This is a genomic window from Pseudomonas sp. 05N434 (assembly GCF_056396965.1).
Map to the genome: position 1 here is coordinate 15,577 of NZ_JBFTMK010000039.1, position 18,629 is coordinate 34,205.

The 18,629-nt window shown below is 60.4% G+C and carries 10 protein-coding genes and 3 pseudogenes; 8 read left to right on the plus strand and 5 right to left on the minus strand.

The features are described 5' to 3' along the window. Positions 1 to 62 precede the first annotated feature (62 nt). The 3 genes and pseudogenes from AC1DLB_RS04780 to AC1DLB_RS04790 form a co-directional block, all read right to left on the minus strand. The gene (locus AC1DLB_RS04780) at positions 63 to 1,805 is read right to left on the minus strand and encodes a potassium/proton antiporter (protein WP_477744146.1); all 1,743 of its coding nucleotides are present in this window, start codon (positions 1,803 to 1,805) and stop codon (positions 63 to 65) included. A 258-nt stretch (positions 1,806 to 2,063) separates the two neighbouring features. Then, positions 2,064 to 2,936, minus strand: a complete 873-nt coding sequence (locus tag AC1DLB_RS04785) for a methyl-accepting chemotaxis protein (protein WP_370695248.1) — start codon at positions 2,934 to 2,936, stop codon at positions 2,064 to 2,066. Further along, a pseudogene (locus AC1DLB_RS04790) lies at positions 2,919 to 3,755 on the minus strand (MCP four helix bundle domain-containing protein); the annotation flags it as partial. The gene AC1DLB_RS04785 and the pseudogene AC1DLB_RS04790, both read right to left, overlap by 18 nt. Positions 3,756 to 3,963: 208 nt before the next feature. Here AC1DLB_RS04790 and AC1DLB_RS04795 point away from each other — a divergent pair. From AC1DLB_RS04795 to AC1DLB_RS04810, 4 genes and pseudogenes are all read left to right on the plus strand, one after another. After that, positions 3,964 to 4,194, plus strand: a complete 231-nt coding sequence (locus AC1DLB_RS04795) for a hypothetical protein (protein ID WP_018928577.1) — start codon at positions 3,964 to 3,966, stop codon at positions 4,192 to 4,194. Then, entirely contained in the window at positions 4,191 to 4,493 is a 303-nt protein-coding gene (locus tag AC1DLB_RS04800) for a cell division protein ZapA (protein ID WP_007936757.1), read from the plus strand. The genes AC1DLB_RS04795 and AC1DLB_RS04800 overlap by 4 nt, the downstream gene beginning before the upstream one ends. 145 nt (positions 4,494 to 4,638) lie before the next feature. Further along, positions 4,639 to 5,667, plus strand: a pseudogene (locus AC1DLB_RS04805) (HAMP domain-containing protein); the annotation flags it as partial. Positions 5,668 to 5,799: 132 nt separating this feature from the next. After that, entirely contained in the window at positions 5,800 to 6,531 is a 732-nt protein-coding gene (locus tag AC1DLB_RS04810; RefSeq protein ID WP_477745552.1) for a methyl-accepting chemotaxis protein, read from the plus strand. Between the two features lie 99 nt (positions 6,532 to 6,630). Here the strand turns inward: AC1DLB_RS04810 and AC1DLB_RS04815 are convergent, their stop codons facing one another. Together AC1DLB_RS04815 and putA are read right to left on the minus strand one after the other, a co-directional pair. Then, complete coding sequence (locus AC1DLB_RS04815; protein WP_477784672.1) at positions 6,631 to 8,433, minus strand: acyl-CoA dehydrogenase; 1,803 nt, start codon at positions 8,431 to 8,433, stop codon at positions 6,631 to 6,633. A gap of 145 nt (positions 8,434 to 8,578) precedes the next feature. Next, positions 8,579 to 12,532: a trifunctional transcriptional regulator/proline dehydrogenase/L-glutamate gamma-semialdehyde dehydrogenase gene (gene putA, locus AC1DLB_RS04820; protein ID WP_477744149.1), complete on the minus strand. Its 3,954-nt coding sequence runs from the start codon at positions 12,530 to 12,532 to the stop codon at positions 8,579 to 8,581. 460 nt (positions 12,533 to 12,992) lie between these two features. Here putA and AC1DLB_RS04825 point away from each other — a divergent pair. The 4 genes and pseudogenes from AC1DLB_RS04825 to AC1DLB_RS04840 form a co-directional block, all read left to right on the plus strand. Then, a pseudogene (locus tag AC1DLB_RS04825) lies at positions 12,993 to 14,278 on the plus strand (sodium:solute symporter family transporter). 254 nt (positions 14,279 to 14,532) lie between these two features. Beyond that, positions 14,533 to 16,551: a type VI secretion system Vgr family protein gene (locus AC1DLB_RS04830; protein ID WP_477744150.1), complete on the plus strand. Its 2,019-nt coding sequence runs from the start codon at positions 14,533 to 14,535 to the stop codon at positions 16,549 to 16,551. After that, positions 16,541 to 17,278: a DUF4123 domain-containing protein gene (locus tag AC1DLB_RS04835; protein WP_477744151.1), complete on the plus strand. Its 738-nt coding sequence runs from the start codon at positions 16,541 to 16,543 to the stop codon at positions 17,276 to 17,278. Before AC1DLB_RS04830 ends, AC1DLB_RS04835 begins: the two co-directional genes overlap by 11 nt. Next, positions 17,278 to 18,629 (plus strand): DUF6531 domain-containing protein (locus tag AC1DLB_RS04840; RefSeq protein WP_477780011.1); only part of this gene is annotated, 1,352 nt, incomplete at its 3' end. The genes AC1DLB_RS04835 and AC1DLB_RS04840, both read left to right, overlap by 1 nt.

Consider the following 18,629-nt stretch of genomic DNA (forward strand, 5'->3'; position numbering starts at 1 on the left):
TGATGAAAAAGGTACGCAGAGTTGACATAGAGACCGATCGAAAACGAGACGAAGTGTGGAGTTTAGAGGAACAGGCCGGGGCCGGGGCGACTTCCTTCGGGGAATCTGACGCCCACTTTCCCAATCTTGTTCCCTTCCATGACCGCGACGGTCCAGAGGGTGTTGTTCCACTCCACCTGGTCACCGACGACTGGAGCGCCGCCCACTTTCTGGGCAATGAAGTGGCCCAGGGACATGTTCGGATCGATGCCCTCGACTTTCAATCCGTACAGGGCCGCAACCGCGCCCAGCTGGGCGTCTCCTTCGAGTACGAAGTCGCCGAAGAAGCGCAAATCCAGCCCCCGTTGCGGTGCCTGGCTGAAGAGTTTTCCGAGGGCCGGAAGGTTGTGTTCATGGCCGATCACGCAGAGCAAATCATCGACTTCGAGCACCGTACTACCCGACGGATGGAGCAGTTGCTGGCCACGAAACAGGGCTGCGATACGTGTGCCTTCGGGCATTTTCAGCTCGCGAAGGGGTGAGCCGATGCACCATTTCTCGGCACCGAGGCGATACACGAACAGTTCCCACTCGCTGGTGACATGCACTTCCAGCGCCGATCGGGAGATCGGCAGGGGCTCTGGCGGGACGGTCACTTTCAAAAGTTTGGCGACCCACGGCAGGCTTGTGCCCTGCACCAACAGCGACACCAGCACGATAAAGAACGCCAGATTGAAATACAGTTGAGCATTGGGCAGTCCCGCCATCAGCGGGAACACCGCCAGAATGATCGGTACGGCGCCGCGCAGGCCAACCCAGGAAATGAATGCCTTCTCGCGTCCATGGAACGCCTTGAAAGGCAGCAGGCCAGCCAGCACCGACAGCGGACGGGCAAACAGAATCATCCACAGCGCCAGGCCCAGCGCCGGCAAAGCGATCGGCAGCAGGTCATGGGGCGTGACCAGCAGCCCCAGCACCAGGAACATGCCGATCTGGGCCAGCCAGGCCATGCCGTCGAGCATATGCAAAATACCGTGACGGCTGCGTACCGGGCGGTTGCCGATCACCAGGCCGCACAGGTACACCGCCAAAAAGCCGCTGCCGTGCAGGGCGTTGGTCAGGGCGAACACCACCAGGCCGCCGGCAATTACCAGAATTGGATAAAGGCCGGTGGCCAGGTGGATGCGGTTGACCAGTTGCAACATTAGCCAGCCACCGCCGAGGCCGATGACGCCGCCAATACCGAACTCACGCAGCAAGTGCCCGAGCAGGCTCCAGTGCAGGCCGGTCTGGCCGCTGGCGAGCATGTCGATCAGGGTGACGGTGAGAAATACTGCCATCGGGTCGTTGCTGCCGGATTCGATCTCCAGGCTCGCGGTCACCCGTTCGTTCAGGCCTTTGCCGCCGAGCAGCGAGAACACGGCCGCGGCATCGGTGGAGCCGACGATGGCGCCGATCAGCAGGCCTTGAATCAGGTTCAGGTCGAACAACCACGCCGCCGCCATCCCGGTCAGCCCGGTGGTGATCAACACCCCGACTGTGGCCAGCGACAGCGCCGGCCATAACGCCACGCGAAAACTCGCCACCCGGGTGCGCAAGCCGCCGTCGAGCAGGATCACTGCCAGGGCGAGGTTACCGACCAGATAAGCCGTGGGGTAGTTATCGAAAATAATGCCGGCGCCGTCGACACCGGCCGACATGCCCACCGCGAGGATGATCACCAGAATCGGGATCCCGAGGCGCGATGAAAGTGAGCTCACCAGAATGCTCACACCTACCAGCAACGCGCCGATCAAGAACAGGCTGTTGATGGTCGTCGCATTCAAGGGCAGTACTCCGGAAGCGTAAAGGCGGGCGCAAACTGACCATGCAGTCCGCGTGCCAGCGATTCTAACCTGTTGAAATGTGATGCTGTCAAAAAGCTTTTGACGGCGATCATCCCCTGTGGCGAGGGGGCTTGCCCCCGTTGGTTCGCGCAGCGACCCCAAAGCCGGCGCTGCGGTGCGCCAGGTTCAACGCGTGGGTCAATTGCGACTGCTTCGCAGCCGAACGGGGGCAAGCCCCCTCGCCACAGAGGGGAGCCGTTACAGGCTAAACCGCCCAACCATGTTGTTCAGGTCCAGCGCCAGGCGCGACAGTTCGTTGCTGGCCGCACTCGTCTGGTTGGCACCGGTGGCCGATTGCACCGACAGGTCACGAATGTTCACCAGATTGCGGTCCACTTCACGGGCCACTTGCGCCTGCTCTTCGGCCGCGCTGGCGATCACCAGGTTGCGCTCGTTGATTTCGACGATGGCGCTGTTGATGGTGTCCAGCGACAGGCCGGCACCGCGCGCGATGTTCAAGGTCGACTCGGCGCGCTCGGTGCTGTTGCGCATCGAGTCCACGGCGTGTTCGGTGCCGCTCTGGATGCTGCCGATCATGCGTTCGATTTCGCTGGTCGACTGCTGGGTGCGGTGGGCCAGGGCACGTACTTCGTCGGCAACCACCGCAAAACCACGACCGGCTTCACCGGCACGGGCCGCTTCGATGGCGGCGTTCAACGCCAGCAGGTTGGTCTGGTCGGCCAGGCCGCGAATCACGTCCAGCACTTTGCCGATGTCTCGCGACTCGTTGGCCAGATCGCCGATCAGGGTGGCGGTGCTCTGCACATCGGCGCTCATGCGTTCGATGGCGCTGACGGTCTCCTGTACCAGGTCACGACCGTCGCCCGCCGAAGTGGTGGCGTTTTTCGAGGCTTCGGAAGTGCTCACGGCATTGCGCGCGACTTCTTCCACGGCGCTGGTCATTTCGTTGACGGCGGTGGCGGCCTGTTCGATTTCGTTGTTCTGCTGGGTCAGGCCGCGGGCGCTTTCGTCGGTGACACTGTTGAGCTCTTCCGCGGCGGATGCCAGTTGCGTGGCTGAACCGGAAATCCGTTGCAGGGTGTCGCGCAGTTTGTCCTGCATCTTCTCCATGGCGGCCAATAGACGACCGGCTTCGTCTGCACCGTCAACCGTGATCGGGCGCGTCAGGTTGCCTTCGGCGATTTCTTCGGCGGCGCTCAGGGCATTGGCGATCGGCTTGGTGATGCTGTTGGTCAGCAGCCAGGCGAACAGCAGAGTCAGGCCAGTGGCGATGACCAACAGGGTCACCACCAGGTTGAACGCCGAGGAGTACTGGTCGGCGGCTTGCTGGTTGGTGTCGATGGTCTGCTGGGTGTTGATCTCCAGCAAGCGATTGAGCACGGTGTTCATGGCTTCAGAGTTGTTCAGCAAATCGGTGTTGACCAGCGTGCGCTGTTCGTCGACTTGATTGTTGCGCGACWGACTTTTCATCCGGTCTTCGATCTGGCGGTACTGCCCCAGCAACTGCACATACTGATCATAGGCTGCACGCTCCTGCGGGCTGGCGATCAGTTTTTCGTAGCCGACCTGAGCCGCTCGGATCTGCTGGTTTCGGGTTTCCAGCAGCTCGATGGTTTTCTGCTGGACGTCCGGCTCACGATTCACGAGCAGACGATAGGCCAGCACACGCAGGCGCAGGGTCAGCTGGGTGAATTCGTCGAGGCTTTTAATGCTCGGTACGCTGTTTGAGGTGATCTCCTCGGCGGCGCCGCGAATCTTGCTCATCTGGTTCAGGGCGAACACACCCAGGATCAGCATCATGGCGCCAATCAGGGTGAAACCGAGGAACGCCCGCGGTGCGATATTCATATTTCTTAGGGACATGGTGTTCACCGAAAAAAGCGCCTCCGTGCGAGGCTGAGACTGTTGTATGGATGACTTATCGGTCATACGACTAAAGTCTTGAGTCGCTGCGCGTATTTGTCGCAGAAGGGCCGCGACGACGAAGTGCAGGAACCAGAACCGCCAATCACAGTCTTTAAAGTTCGCGAGGAAGGTCGACCGCCAGGAAAATCAAGGTCTTGCGCCTGCATACCCCTGGCTTCCACAGTGACTTTTCTTTATCGTACGCGCCCTTTGAAAATGCCCGGAAATCAAAATGTTAGAAGCAACCCTAAGCCAATTGGAACAACTGGTCAGCGACCTGGTGCAACAGAACCAGGCGCTGCTCGGCACCAATCAATCCCTGAGTGCGGAGCTGGCCCAGGTCAAGGATGAAAACGAAAGCTTGCAACTGAGCCTGATGGAACAGGAAGAGAAACAAGGCGCCACCGTTGCACGCATTCAGGCCTTGGTTGAGCGCGTCAGCGCCGGCCCTGTCAGCGCATGAGTTACGGCGCCGCAGGGGTAAAAGTCGTCTCGATTCTGGGTGAAGACTATTCAATCAAGGCTCCGGCCGGGGAAGAGCAGACCCTGCTGGACGCCGCCTTAATGTTGAAGGCCGCTCTGGCCGAGACCAAAAAGAAATACCCGGCACTGATCGGTGACCGCTTGCTGGTGCTGGCGGCGATGAATCTGTGCTCGCAGCAGATCGAAATGCAAAAGCGTCACCAGCAGGAACTCGACCGTTACCAAGAGCAAGTCAGCGCCACGGTTGAAGTGATCGCCAAGACGATCAACCAGGCCTGAGCGGCTTTGCGCACAACCAAAGAATAAATTGTCGATTYGGTTGTATACAATCGGCATGGCTGTTGCAGTGTTTCAGCCCTTTATTCTTTGGGGGTGCTCCATGCAGTTCTGGCGACGCAGTATTCAATGGCAGTTGATCCTGAGCATGGGCACTGCCCTGCTGGTCAGTATTCTGATCGTGGTTGGCATTTATACCCTCGTGGTCAACCGCCTCGCCCAGCGCTATCTGGTCGAGCAGGCGTTGCCGTCGAGCATCGAAGCGATGCGCAACGACATTGAACGCATCCTCGTCCAACCCCTCACCGCCGCCAAGGACATCGCCAGTAACAGCATGGTGCGCGACTGGTTGGCCGGAGGCGAAAACACTGCCCAGACCGCGGCCTTCGTCAGTTACCTGGAAGGCATCCGGACCGAGCACAAAGCCTTTACCGCGTTGATCATCGGCACCGCTTCAAACCATTACTTCACCGAAAAGGGCCTGGACCGTACGCTCAGCCGCTCCAATCCCAATGACGCCTGGTTCTATTCGTTCCTCGACAGTAATCAACCGCGCACCCTCAATATCGACCATGACACCGCCACCGGTGAGTTGGCGCTGTTCATCGACCTCAAAGTCGAGCAGGCCGGCAAAGTCGTGGGCGTGGCCGGGCTGGGCCTGAGCATGAAAGAACTGTCGGAGCTGATCCACAACTTCAACTTTGGTGAGCGCGGCAAGGTCTATCTCGTGCGCTCCGACGGTTTGATCCAGGTTCATCCCGAGGCGCAGTTCAGCGGCAAACGTACGCTGGTCGAACAGATCGGCGCCTCGGCGGCGCAAGCGGTGATGACCTCCACCGCGTCTGGCAGCAGCAGTTTTGCCCGCGATGGCGAAGAGTTTCTGGCCTTGAGCCTGCCGCTGCGTGATCTGGGCTGGACCCTGGTGGCCGAAGTGCCGCAGTCGCAGATCTACGCCGAGGCTCGCCGGGCGATGTGGATGAGCGGCGGCATTGGTCTGGCGGTGGCGTTGGTTTGTCTTTTATTGGTGGTGTTGCTGGCTCGTGGATTGGTGCGACCGATTCGTCAGGTAACAGCGGCGTTGGTTGCCATCGGTAGCGGTGGTGGAGATTTGACCCACCGGTTAGATTCCAGCCGCGCCGATGAGCTGGGTGACCTGGCTCGCGGCTTTAATCGGTTCCTGGAAAGTCAGCGCGAGATGATCGGCGAAGTGCTGGCCACCAGTGAACGTTTACGCACGGCGGTCGGCCAGGTGGCGCGGGTGGTGGACAACACCGCTGAACGTTCCGGACGTCAGCAGGAAATGACCGACATGGTTGCCACCGCCGTTCATGAGATGGGGCTGACCGTGCAGGAAATCGCCCAGAACGCCGGCAATGCGGCGGTCGCTTCGCAAACCGCGCGGGATGAAGCGCTGCAGGCGCGGGAAGTGGTGGGCGGGTCGATCCGGCACATCGAAAGTATGTCTGACGAAATTGGCGTCGCCGCCGCAGCGGTGGGTGAGTTGGCCCAGCAGGTGGCGTCCATCGATCAAGTGTTGGCGGTGATTCGCGGGATTTCCGAGCAGACCAATTTGCTGGCACTCAACGCGGCCATTGAAGCGGCGCGGGCCGGGGATATGGGGCGCGGGTTTGCGGTGGTGGCCGATGAAGTGCGGACCCTGGCGCGGAGGACTCAGTCGTCCACCGACGAGATCCAGCAGATGATCGGCAGCCTCAAGCAGGGTGCGGAGCATGCAGTGTCTTCAATGCACGCCGGGCAAGCGGCGACCGGCACGGGGGTTGAGTCAAGCCAGCGCACCGGGGCGTCGTTGACGGCGATTACCGGGCAGGTCGAGCACATCAGCGACATGAACCATCAGGTGGCCACAGCGACTGAAGAGCAATCGGCGGTGACGGAAGAGATCAACCGCAACGTGCAGGGGATTTCCGATTTGGCACGGGCCACGGCGGGGGAGGTCAGGGCTTGTCGTGAAGACTGTCAGACGTTGCAGCGTCTGGCCGATGATTTGGCGCGGCAGATGGGTGGGTTCAAGTTGAGCTAACTGATCATTCCCACGCTCTGCGTGGGAATGCAGCCCGGGACGCTCCGCGTCCCTTCCGCGGCCGTGACGCAGAGCGTGGGAACGATCGGTGTCAGCGGGTCAGAACCACTCATCCTGCATGCTCAGACACACATCATCCCGCGCCTCAAGAATCGCCAGTTCATGGTGGCAACCCGGCACTTCCCACGTCAGGAAATACCGCGCCGCCTGTAGCTTGCCTTTATAGAAGCTCACATCCACCGCATTACCCTTGGCGAACCCTTCCTCGGCACGAATCGCCTGTTCCAGCCAGCGCCAGCCGATCACCGTATGACCGAACACTTTCAGGTACAGCGCCGAGTTCGCCAGGCCGCTGTTGACCTTGCCCTGGGCCAGATCAGTCAGCAGGCCGATGGTCACGGTTTGCAGGCGAGCCACCAGTTTTTCCAGCGGTTCACGCAATGGAGTCAGCGACTCATGCGCCTGCGCCCGCTCAGCGGTGTCGGCGATCAGGCGGATCAGTTGCTTGAGCCCCGCGCCACCGTTCTGCGCCAGTTTGCGCCCCAGCAAGTCCAGGGACTGAATGCCGTGGGTGCCTTCATGGATCGGGTTCAGGCGGTTGTCGCGGTAATACTGCTCCACCGGATACTCGCGGGTGTAGCCGTGACCGCCGAGAATCTGGATCGCCAGTTCGTTGGCCTTCAGGCAAAACTCCGACGGCCAGGATTTGACGATCGGCGTCAGCAGATCCAATAGCTCGTGGGCCTGTTTGCGCTCGGCTTCGCTTTCAAGCGTCGTGGTGTCGTCGAACAGCCGCGCCGCATACAAACCGAGGTCGAATGCGCCTTCGACGTAGGCTTTCTGGGTCAGCAGCATGCGTTTGACGTCGGCGTGCTGAATGATCGCAACCGGTGCGGTGGTCGGATCCTTGCTGTCCGGTACCCGACCTTGCGGACGCTCGCGGGCGTATTCCAGGGAATACAGATACCCGGCGTAACCCAGCATCACCGCGCCCATGYCGACGCCGATCCGCGCCTCGTTCATCATCTGGAACATGTAGCTCAAGCCATGGTGTGGCTTGCCCACCAGATAACCGACACACTCGCCGTTATCGCCGAAGTTCAATGCGGTGGAGGTGGTGCCGCGCCAGCCCATCTTGTGAAACAGCCCGGCCAGCAGCACATCGTTGCGCTTGCCGAGACTGCCGTCATCGTGGACCAAAAACTTGGGCACGATAAACAGCGAAATCCCCTTCACCCCGGCCGGAGCGTCCGGCAACTTGGCCAACACCATGTGCACGATGTTTTCCGACAGCGGGTGATCGCCACCGGAAATGAAGATCTTGTTGCCCTTGAGTCGATAGGTGCCGTCGGACGCCGGCTCGGCGCGGGTACGAATATCCGACAGTGATGAGCCGGCGTGGGGCTCGGTCAGCGCCATGGTGCCGAAGAAGCGACCGTCGATCATCGGTTGCAAAAAACGCTGCTTCTGCTCATCGGTGCCGAAGCTTTCAATCAGGTTGGCCGCGCCCATGGTCAGGAACGGGTAGGAGGTCGACGCCGAGTTGGCCGATTGAAAGTGCGCGAAGCAAGCCTGGGACAGCAGCGTAGGAAGTTGCATGCCGCCGGCATCGAAACTGCGCGCGGCGTTGAGGAAACCGGCTTCGAGGAAGGCATCCACCGCCGGTTTCACTTCCGGAATCAGAATCGCCTGACCGTCCTCATAGCGCGGCTCGTTCTCATCGCCCTTGCGGTTGTGCGGGGCGAAGAACTTCTCGGCGATATTGCGGGCAGTGCCGATGGCGGCATCGAAGGTCTCGCGATTGTGCTCGGCGAAACGCTCACGTTGGGTCAGGCCCTCGGCATCAAGGACTTCATACAGCTCGAAAGCCAGATTGCGGGAACTGAGCAACGTCTCGGACATGGCGGCCTACCTTTATTTGGGATGGACCGAGTCTAGGCGTGGGAATAGAGGCTGAACAGGATGATTGATCTTGGTGATGGAGAAGCAAAAGATCTTGCTTCAAAAAAACCGGACGCCCATTGCAGGCGCCCGGCTTTATTACGGTTTAACCGATAGTCATCAAGCTGGCATTACCACCCGCCGCGGCGGTGTTTACGCTCAACGCCCGTTCGATCACCAGGCGCTCCAGCGCAATGTTGGTTTCACCCTGGGACAAACCATGAACCCCGACAATCGCCCCCGCCCGCTTGGCCACTTGCTGGCACACCGCGCGCAGCTGATCGGAATGGCCATGATGCAGAACGGCATCAACCACCACTTCGTCCTTGGTCCAGTCGGCCACCCGCTTGATCCGTGCCTGCACTTCTTTCGGCAGACGTGCGAACAAGGCCTTGCCCGGTTCCGCGTCCGGCCACACCGCCGAGCCGCCGACGGCCAATACCGCCGCCAGTTGAGTCAGCAGATCGCCTTCGACGTCCGCCAGGCACAGCACGTGTTCGCGCGGCAGGATGGCGTAGCTGTTGCGCTCGCCGGTCGGGCCGGCCAGCACGCGGGTGATCCCGCTTTGCGATTGCGCCGCGAACTGCACGCACAGGGCGCTCAGGTCCGTGAGCTTGTTGCTGTCGGCCCAGGCTTGCAGCGCGGTCAGCGGTTTGCTCATGGCATCACGCAGACGCACGTCCGGCGCTGCGATAGCGTCGCCGCGAGCGAAGGATTGTACGATCGCATCGGTAGGACGCGTCGACAGCAGGCGGTACAGGTACAGCGGACCACCGGCCTTCGGACCGGTACCCGACAGGCCTTCGCCGCCGAACGGTTGCACGCCGACCACGGCACCAACGATGTTGCGGTTGACGTAGACGTTACCGGCGTTGACGTTGTCGATCACCTTGGCGATGGTTTCGTCGATGCGAGTGTGCACGCCGAGGGTCAGACCGTAGCCGGATGCGTTGATCTGGCCGATCAGTTGGTCGATGTCTTTGCGCTTGTAGCGCACCACGTGCAGCACCGGGCCAAAGATTTCCCGTTGCAGCTCGTCGAAGCTTTCCAGCTCGATCAGGGTCGGCATGACGAAGGTGCCGCGTTTGACTTCTTCGCTGTTGGCGATCGCCACCTGGTACACGTTGCGACCTTTGTCGCGCATGGCCTGGATGTGCTTCTCGATGCCGGCCTTGGCTTCGGCGTCGATCACCGGGCCAATGTCCACGGAAAGGCGCTCCGGGTTACCGAGACGGCATTCCGCCATGGCGCCCTTGAGCATTTCGATGACACGATCAGCGGAATCTTCCTGCAAGCACAGCACCCGCAGCGCCGAGCAGCGTTGACCGGCGCTGTCGAACGCCGACGACACCACGTCGATGACGACTTGTTCGGTCAGTGCCGAGGAGTCGACGATCATCGCGTTCTGGCCGCCGGTTTCGGCGATCAGCGGGATCGGACGGCCCTGGGCATCCAGGCGACCGGCGATGTTGCGTTGCAGCAGGCGCGCGACTTCGGTGGAGCCGGTGAACATCACGCCTTTGACCCGATCGTCGCCGACCAGGCGGGCACCGACGGTTTCGCCACGGCCCGGCAGCAGTTGCAGCACGCCTTCCGGAATCCCGGCTTCGAGCAGCAGACGCACGGCTTGAGCGGCGACCAGCGGGGTTTGTTCGGCAGGCTTGGCCAGTACCGGATTGCCAGCGGCCAGTGCGGCAGCGACTTGGCCGCTGAAGATTGCCAGCGGGAAGTTCCACGGGCTGATGCACACCACTGGGCCCAACGGGCGGTGGGCGTCGTTGGTGAAATCGTTGCGCGCCTGCACCGCGTAATAACGCAGGAAGTCCACCGCTTCACGCACTTCGGCGATGGCGTTGGCGAAGGTCTTGCCGGCTTCGCGAGCCAACAGGCCCATCAGCGGCTGGATCTCGCCTTCCATCAAATCGGCGGCACGTTCCAGAATCGCGGCGCGTTCGGCCGGCGGCGTGGCCTGCCAGATCGGCGCAGCATTCAAGGCGCACTGGATCGCGTTGTCGACGTCTTCGACGGTGGCTTCCTGCACATGGCCCACCACGTCACGCAGATCGGAAGGGTTCAGGACTGGCGCAGGGCTTTCAGTGCTGGAGGCGCAACCGAGCATCGGCGCGGCTTTCCAGTTGTTGTGCGCGGTGGCCAGCAGGGCGCACGACAGGGATGCCAAACGATGTTCGTTGGCCATGTCGATGCCGCTGGAGTTGGCGCGCTCGGCACCGTACAGGTCACGCGGCAGCGGGATGCGTGGGTGCGGCAGGCCGAAACCGCCTTCCAGCGTCGCCATCTGCTCGATGCTGGCCACTGGATCGGCCACCAGTTCCTGAATCGAGATCGACTGGTCGGCAATGCGGTTAACGAACGAGGTGTTCGCGCCGTTTTCCAGCAGACGACGCACCAGATACGCCAGCAGGGTTTCGTGGGTGCCGACCGGAGCGTACACGCGGCACGGACGGTTCAGCTTGCCTTCGGACACTTTGCCTACAACCTGTTCGTACAGTGGTTCGCCCATGCCGTGCAGGCACTGGAACTCGTACTGGCCGGGGTAATAGTTCTGGCCAGCGATGTGGTAAATGGCCGACAGCGTGTGGGCGTTGTGCGTGGCGAATTGCGGGTAGATGACTTCCGGCACCGACAGCAGTTTGCGCGCGCAGGCGATGTAGGACACGTCGGTGTACACCTTGCGGGTGTACACCGGATAGCCTTCCAGGCCTTCGACCTGGGCGCGTTTGATTTCGCTGTCCCAGTACGCGCCTTTCACCAGGCGGATCATCAGGCGATGACGGCTGCGGCGAGCCAGGTCGATCACGTAGTCGATCACGTAAGGGCAGCGCTTCTGGTAAGCCTGGATCACGAAGCCGATACCGTTCCAGCCGGTCAGTTGCGGCTCGAAGCACAGGCGCTCCAGCAGATCCAGCGACAACTCGAGGCGGTCGGCTTCTTCGGCGTCGATGTTCAGGCCGATATCGTATTGCTTGGCCAGCAGGGTCAGCGACAGCAGGCGCGGGTACAGCTCGTCCATCACGCGCTCGTACTGGGCGCGGCTGTAACGCGGGTGCAAGGCGGACAGCTTGATCGAAATGCCCGGGCCTTCGTAAATCCCGCGACCGTGGGAGGCTTTGCCGATCGCATGGATGGCTTGTTCGTACGAGGCCAGGTACTTCTGGGCGTCATGTTCGGTGAGGGCGGCTTCACCCAGCATGTCGTAGGAATAGCGGAAGCCTTTGGCTTCGAACTTRCTCGCGTTGGCCAGGGCTTCGGCGATGGTTTCGCCGGTGACGAACTGCTCGCCCATCAGGCGCATGGCCATGTCGACGCCCTTGCGGATCATCGGCTCGCCGCTCTTGCCGATGATGCGGCTCAGGGAGGAGGTCAGTCCGGCTTCATTGTGGGTGGCGACCAGTTTGCCGGTCAGCAACAGGCCCCAAGTGGCGGCGTTGACGAACAGCGACGGGCTGTTGCCCAGATGTGGCTGCCAGTTGCCGGTGCTGATCTTGTCGCGGATCAGTGCGTCGCGAGTGCCTTTGTCCGGGATGCGCAGCAGCGCTTCGGCGAGGCACATCAAAGCTACGCCTTCCTGGGACGACAGGGAAAACTCCTGCAACAGGCCCTGAACAATCCCGGCACGGCCGCTGGCGCTCTTCTGATTGCGCAGTTTCTCGGCAATCGAGGCAGCGAGCTTGTTGGTGGCGTCGCACATCGGTGCCGGCAGGCGAGCCTGTTCGATCAGCATCGGCACCACTTCAGGTTCCGGGCGACGGTAAGCGGCAGTGATCGAGGCGCGCAGCACCGATTGCGGCAGGATGCTTTCAGCGAATTCCAGGAAGCATTGGTGCGCGTGATCGACGTGGACCTCGCCCACCTCGTCAACTTCCTTGCCGTTCAAACCGTTCAGCTCGGACAGGGTTGCACCACCCTCGAGTTTTTCCAGGTAATTGAAAATTGCCTGCTTGATCAGCCAGTGCGGTGTGCGATCAATCGAGGTCGCGGCGGCCTTGAGGCGTTCGCGGGTCGGGTCGTCAAGTTTGACCCCAAGGGTGGTGGTAGCCATATTTTTATCCTCATGTTTGCCACGACCGCGTGGCATCAGCTGACGGCAAGATTAGCTGTGCGCTGGTTGAGGTGCAACCGGGTGCAACCCTTTTTTTGCCGGAATAATAAGCAGCTCGTCAGGAAATAAATTCTGGTACACCCGGACCGCTCCTGCTTGGTGCTTTTACTTCTAGCGCAATCCGGAAAACGCCCTAAAAAGGAGCAAAAACCGACTGTTTTCAGGTAAATCCGATTAGGTGCAACTTATTCGAACGAAACTGGTTGCACCTTATTTGCATTGTTGAATAGCATTCGCGGCCAAGGTGCAACCGGTCAAAAAATCGGAGCACCGGCTGATGGCTTTCCTGGGGAAACATCAGTCATAAATGCGCGGGCCCCCGAATCGTCTGTCAAACGTCATCGTTTGCGAGCGGTTCACCAGCCGCCGCTACATAAAAACAATGCCAGGGCGTAACTCAATGAGCGTAAGCAATCCAACCCTGATCACGTTCGTGATCTACATCGCAGCAATGGTGCTGATCGGCTTCATGGCCTATCGCTCCACCAACAACCTTTCTGACTACATTCTGGGCGGCCGTAGCCTGGGCAGCGTCGTGACCGCACTCTCTGCCGGTGCTTCCGACATGAGCGGCTGGTTGTTGATGGGCCTGCCGGGCGCTATCTACATGTCCGGTCTTTCCGAAAGCTGGATCGCCATCGGCCTGATCGTCGGTGCTTACCTGAACTGGCTGTTCGTCGCCGGCCGTCTGCGTGTGCAGACCGAGCACAACGGCGATGCGCTGACCCTGCCGGACTACTTCTCCAGCCGTTTTGAAGATAAAAGCTACAAGCCACGTTGATGATCTTCGCCCTGTTGCTGACGCCGATCATCGTGCTGCTGGCCACTGGCGGCATCGACACCACGTTCCTGGCCATTGAAGCGCAAGACCCAAGCAACTTCGACATGCTGAAAAACACCACCTTCATCGGCGTGATTTCGCTGATGGGCTGGGGTCTTGGCTACTTCGGCCAGCCGCACATCCTGGCGCGTTTCATGGCGGCGGATTCGGTCAAGTCGATCGCCAACGCTCGTCGCATCTCCATGACSTGGATGATCCTGTGCCTGGGCGGCACCGTCGCCGTAGGTTTCTTCGGCATTGCTTACTTCTCGGCAAACCCAGCCCTGGCCTTGCCGGTGAGCGAAAACCACGAGCGTGTGTTCATCGAACTGGCAAAAATCCTGTTCAATCCATGGGTTGCCGGTGTGTTGCTGTCGGCCATTCTGGCGGCGGTGATGAGTACCCTGAGCTGCCAACTGCTGGTGTGCTCGAGCGCCCTGACCGAAGATTTCTACAAAACCTTCCTGCGTAAAAGTGCTTCCCAGGTTGAGCTGGTCTGGGTCGGCCGTGCCATGGTGCTGCTGGTTGCGCTGATCGCTATCGCTCTGGCGGCTAACCCGCAAAACCGTGTACTGGGCCTGGTCAGCTACGCCTGGGCAGGTTTCGGTGCTGCGTTCGGTCCAGTTGTCCTGATCTCCGTGATCTGGAAAAACATGACCCGCAACGGCGCACTGGCCGGCATCCTGGTCGGCGCGACCACTGTGATCGTCTGGAAACACTTCGAACTGCTGGGCCTGTACGAAATCATCCCTGGTTTCATCTTCGCCAGCCTGGCGATCTACATCGTCAGCAAAATGGGCGCACCGACCAGCGGCATGCTTTCGCGCTTCGCTGCAGCCGAAAAGGATTTCCGCCTGAACCAGTGAGGGGGATGAGCTGATGCTCTGACCTTTCGCCGAACATGAAAACGGCCCGCTTCCTTTTGGAGGCGGGCCGTTTTTTTTGCGCTCCCACATTTGTTTGGTGGTGCTTCTGACAGGAATGTCTGTAGTGCTTTATCCAGTTTTTTGAAGGAAAAATCCCTAAAAAAGCAGGGTAAATCTGATTTCCTTGTCCCTCCATCAACACCCCTTGTCGCTCATGCAGAATCGCCCGCCTTCATTCTGCAGAGACACATCGGATGTTCGCGCCTGCCAATCAACCGCGTTTCACGTTGACCCTCGACGGCGTCCAGAATGAGCTCAAGGTGCTTGAGTTCACGGGCAAGGAAGCCATCAGCCAACCCTACCGTTTTGACCTGGAACTGGTCAGCGAGCGACCCGACATAGAGCTCGAAAGCCTGCTGCATCGTCAGGCGTTTCTGAGTTTCGATGCGCAAGGTTCCGGTATTCATGGTCAGATCTTTCGCGTCGGCCAAAGCGATTCCGGGCACCGTCTGACGGGTTACCAGATCAGTCTCGTACCGCGTCTGGCGTATCTCGACCGGCGTATCAATCAGCGGATCTTCCAGCACAAAAGTGTGCCGACGATCATCACGCAAATCCTCAAAGACCACGGCATCCAACGCGACGCCTTCGAGTTCCGGCTCGGCAGTGACTACCCCGATCGCGAGTACTGCGTGCAATACGCTGAAAGCGATCTGGCGTTCATCCAGCGCCTGTGTGCCGAGGTCGGCATTCACTATCACTTCCAGCACAGCCCCGACGGGCACCTGTTGGTGTTCGGCGATGATCAGACGGTTTTCCCCCGTCTGCCCGAACCGACGCTGTACCTGCCGGGCAGCGGGATGGCTGCGGATGCGCCGGCGATCAAGCGTTTCAATGTACGGCTGGAAACCCGGACCACCGCAGTCACCCGTCGCGACTACGACTTCCAGAAACCGCGTTTGCAACTCGAGAGCCGCCTCGACAGCGAGCAGCGACCGGTGCTGGAGGACTACCACTTCCCCGGCCAATTCACTGATCGTGAACACGGCAAGCATCTGGCTCAACGAGCGCTGGAACGGCACAACGCGGATTACCGTCAGGCCGAAGGTCGTGGCGACGAATCCGCATTGGTCAGCGGGCATTTCCTATACCTGGCCGAACACCCGCGTCAGGCGTGGAATGACCTGTGGTTGATCACCGAAATAGAACACCGCGGCCGTCAACCGCAGGTACTGGAGGAGTCAGCCACCAGCGACAGCCCGGATGATTTCCAGGGCTATCGCAATACGTTTCTGGCGACGCCGTGGGACGTTTCTTTTCGCCCACCGCTGGGCCCGGAAAAGCCACGGATGCTCGGCTATCAACCCGGCGTAATCACCGGCCCGACGGACAGCGAAATCCATTGCGACGAGTACGGTCGGGTCAAGGTTCAGCTCGCCTGGGACCGTGACGGTCAGCTCAACGAACACTCCAGTTGTTGGCTTCGCGTCGCCACTGGCTGGGCTCATGACCGTTACGGCAGCGTGATGATTCCGCGCGTCGGCATGGAAGTGCTGGTGGGGTTTATCGATGCCGATGCCGACAAGCCACTGGTGATGGGCTGCCTGCCCAACGCCGCGACGCCTGTGCCCCTCGATCTGCCGGCGGACAAGACCCGCAGTATTTTCCGCAGCCAAAGCAGTCCCGGTGGCGGCGGTTACAACGAATTGCGCATCGAGGATCGCAAAGGGGCCGAGGAAATCTACCTACGCGCCCAGCGCAACTGGACTCAGCACGTCCTCAACGATCAACAGGTGCAGGTTGATAACCAGCGCAGCATCGTCGTCACCGGCACCGCCCGCCATGAGTTGAAGGCCGACGAAAAACGCATCACCCATGGCCAGCGCCAGACCGAAGTGCGGTTGGACGATCACCTGGTGGTGGTCGGCGACCGGCACATTCGTGTGAGCAATCAAGCCCTCAATGCCAGTCAGCAATTCCACGTCAGCGCCGGCCAACAAGTGGTCATCGACGGCGGCGCCAGCGCGACCATTCAGGCGGGCGGGCAGTGGATCAACATCGGCCCCGGCGGGATTTTCAGCAGCGTGCCGATGCAGGTCGGTGGTGCTCTGATGGCGGCCATGGCTTCTGCGCCGAACTTGCCGGATGTGCCGTTGAAGCTTGCGGCGGCCCCGGCGGCGCTGCTCAGTGCCGCGCAGATTCTCAGCCTGCAAAGCGACGCGCCGTTCTGCGAAGAGTGTGAGCGCTGCAAGGGCGGTGTCTGTGCTGCCTGATGTTTTGTCGCCTCGCGCCTGGCTGGAGCGCCAGCCACTGCAACCGTCGGAGCAACTGTTCGCGATTTTCAGCAGCGCCAGTGCCGCTGAACCGTTCAAAACCTGGCAACGCTCGATCACTGCACAAGCGCCGAGCCCGATCTGGGCCGGCACTGCCTACGCCGAGTGGGAAGCGGTGATGCCCTATGTCGGAATCGTTACCGCTGACAGTGAGTTTCTGGATTGGGTCGCCGTCACTGAGTCCCGCGATTGGGGTTGGCTGGCGGTGTCTTGCGCCACTCAAGAGGCGTTGGTCGAGCATTTGCGCAGCCTCACACACGTTCTGATGCCCAACGGCAACGCGGTGTTTTTCCGCTATTGGGATGGGCGCTATGTGCTGCCGATTCTGCAATCTGCCGAGGTTAACGCTGCGCAACTGATGCCGGTGATCGGGCGTTGCCTGATCAATGGCCAACCGCTGGATATCGGTGGTAGTGCGCTGAAAACCGCCAGGGTTTTCCCCTGGTGGGAAGTATCTGAATCGCTGCTCAACCACCTCGCCACCAAGTCCGCGACAACGAATATCAACAACCTGCTGAAGTGGTTGAGCGAGGACCGCCCTGATCTTTATGAGGCGTTCTCCGAAAGCGTGTTGCGGCACAAAGTCGCGAGCTTTCTTGAGATGCCAGACCTGCCTCAAGCGCCGAAATCAGCGTTGGTGGATTACCTGATGACGGAGCTGGACTGATGGATCAGATCGTACGGATCGAGCAGGAGCTCGACGGTTTCAAAGGCACACTGGTTTTGTATCGCCAGCAGCTTGGCAACTTCTTGAACCGGAACGCGGATAGGGTCAGCCGGGCGATGGACATGCCTTCGCTGTTGGACATGGAGCGGGTGATAAAACTCGGCGATACCACGACTGCGGTGAGCAGTGGCGACGATGATTTTATCTCGGGTCTTGCGCAGTGTCCGGCTAGTGGAATTCTGCAGATCGAGAGCAAGTTCGAATCGGTCTACGACATTCCGTTGGGGAGCATTCAGGTCGATGTGATTGCCAATGATGGCGGCGAAAGTACACCTGTCACACTCGATGAAAACGGTCAGGGGCAGTTCAAAGGCACGCCCGGCAAGTTCTACCGCGTTCATGTCCATAGTGAAGTCACCCCGACTCAAATCGATGATCTTTTCTCCTCCTACGACGGCCTGACCCAGGAGCTGGAAAGCTGGCTGCGCAAGGAATGGGAAGGGTTCAAGCCGCAGTGGTCGCAGCAATCGGCATCCGCTTCGTTGGCGGCGGTGGGCAACGGAGTGCTCGCGGGAGGTTGGGCGGCGATTCAGGCGGTTTGGGATGGCATGGGTGAACTCGCCGATATCCTGAAAGACCCCAACGCCTATGCCGAGAAGCTGGGTGAAAGCGCCGGCAGACTTGCCGATCTGGCCGTAACCGCTCCAGACAAGATGGAAAAGGCCATGTTGCTGACCAGCGACGAGGCGGCGCTGTGCTTGCTGATGCGCACCGCGACCTTGTGGCTGGAAGCATTGCCACCTTCGCAACTGGCCGGGTCTTCGGCTGAAGCGATTTCCAAGGTCGTGGTTGGCTTGGTCATCGACCTGTTGATTGGTTTGGTACTGAGTGTGGTCGGGGTTGGCATTGCCTGGCTGACCGTGCGCCTGGCCAAGTACAGCGCACAGATTTTTCAGGCCGCCATGGGCTTCGTGAAGTCGATGGTTGCGATCATCAACAACTTCATGGAGTACGTTGATCGCTACAAAAAGGTCGCCGCGCGCGGTGTTGCGGCGGGCCTGAAAAAAGGCCGGATGCAACTGCGCTGGGATGCCAAACGCAACACCACGCTCAAGCAAAACGAACACCACGACGACTCCCCGGATCAGGCGAAAAACCCCAACGGCGACAGCGCCGACTCAGTCGACAAAACCGCGACCAACCAATGCCCGGTGTCGATGGTCACCGGCGAAGAACTGCTGACCCTCACCGACGGTGCGCTGGACGGCATCCTGCCGTTCGACTTCACCCGACTCTATCGCACCAGCGCCGCCGAGATCGACTGCGGCCTCGGCTTTGGCTGGAGCCATTC

Excerpts from the sequence above, each read along its gene's own strand:
- AC1DLB_RS04830 (WP_477744150.1), top strand. The coding sequence starts at position 14,533 with ATGTTCGCGCCTGCCAATCAACCGCGTTTCACGTTGACCCTCGACGGC.
- AC1DLB_RS04800 (WP_007936757.1), top strand. The coding sequence starts at position 4,191 with ATGAGTTACGGCGCCGCAGGGGTAAAAGTCGTCTCGATTCTGGGTGAA.
- AC1DLB_RS04785 (WP_370695248.1), bottom strand. The coding sequence starts at position 2,936 with ATGGAGAAGATGCAGGACAAACTGCGCGACACCCTGCAACGGATTTCC.
- AC1DLB_RS04795 (WP_018928577.1), top strand. The coding sequence starts at position 3,964 with ATGTTAGAAGCAACCCTAAGCCAATTGGAACAACTGGTCAGCGACCTG.
- AC1DLB_RS04810 (WP_477745552.1), top strand. The coding sequence starts at position 5,800 with ATGGTTGCCACCGCCGTTCATGAGATGGGGCTGACCGTGCAGGAAATC.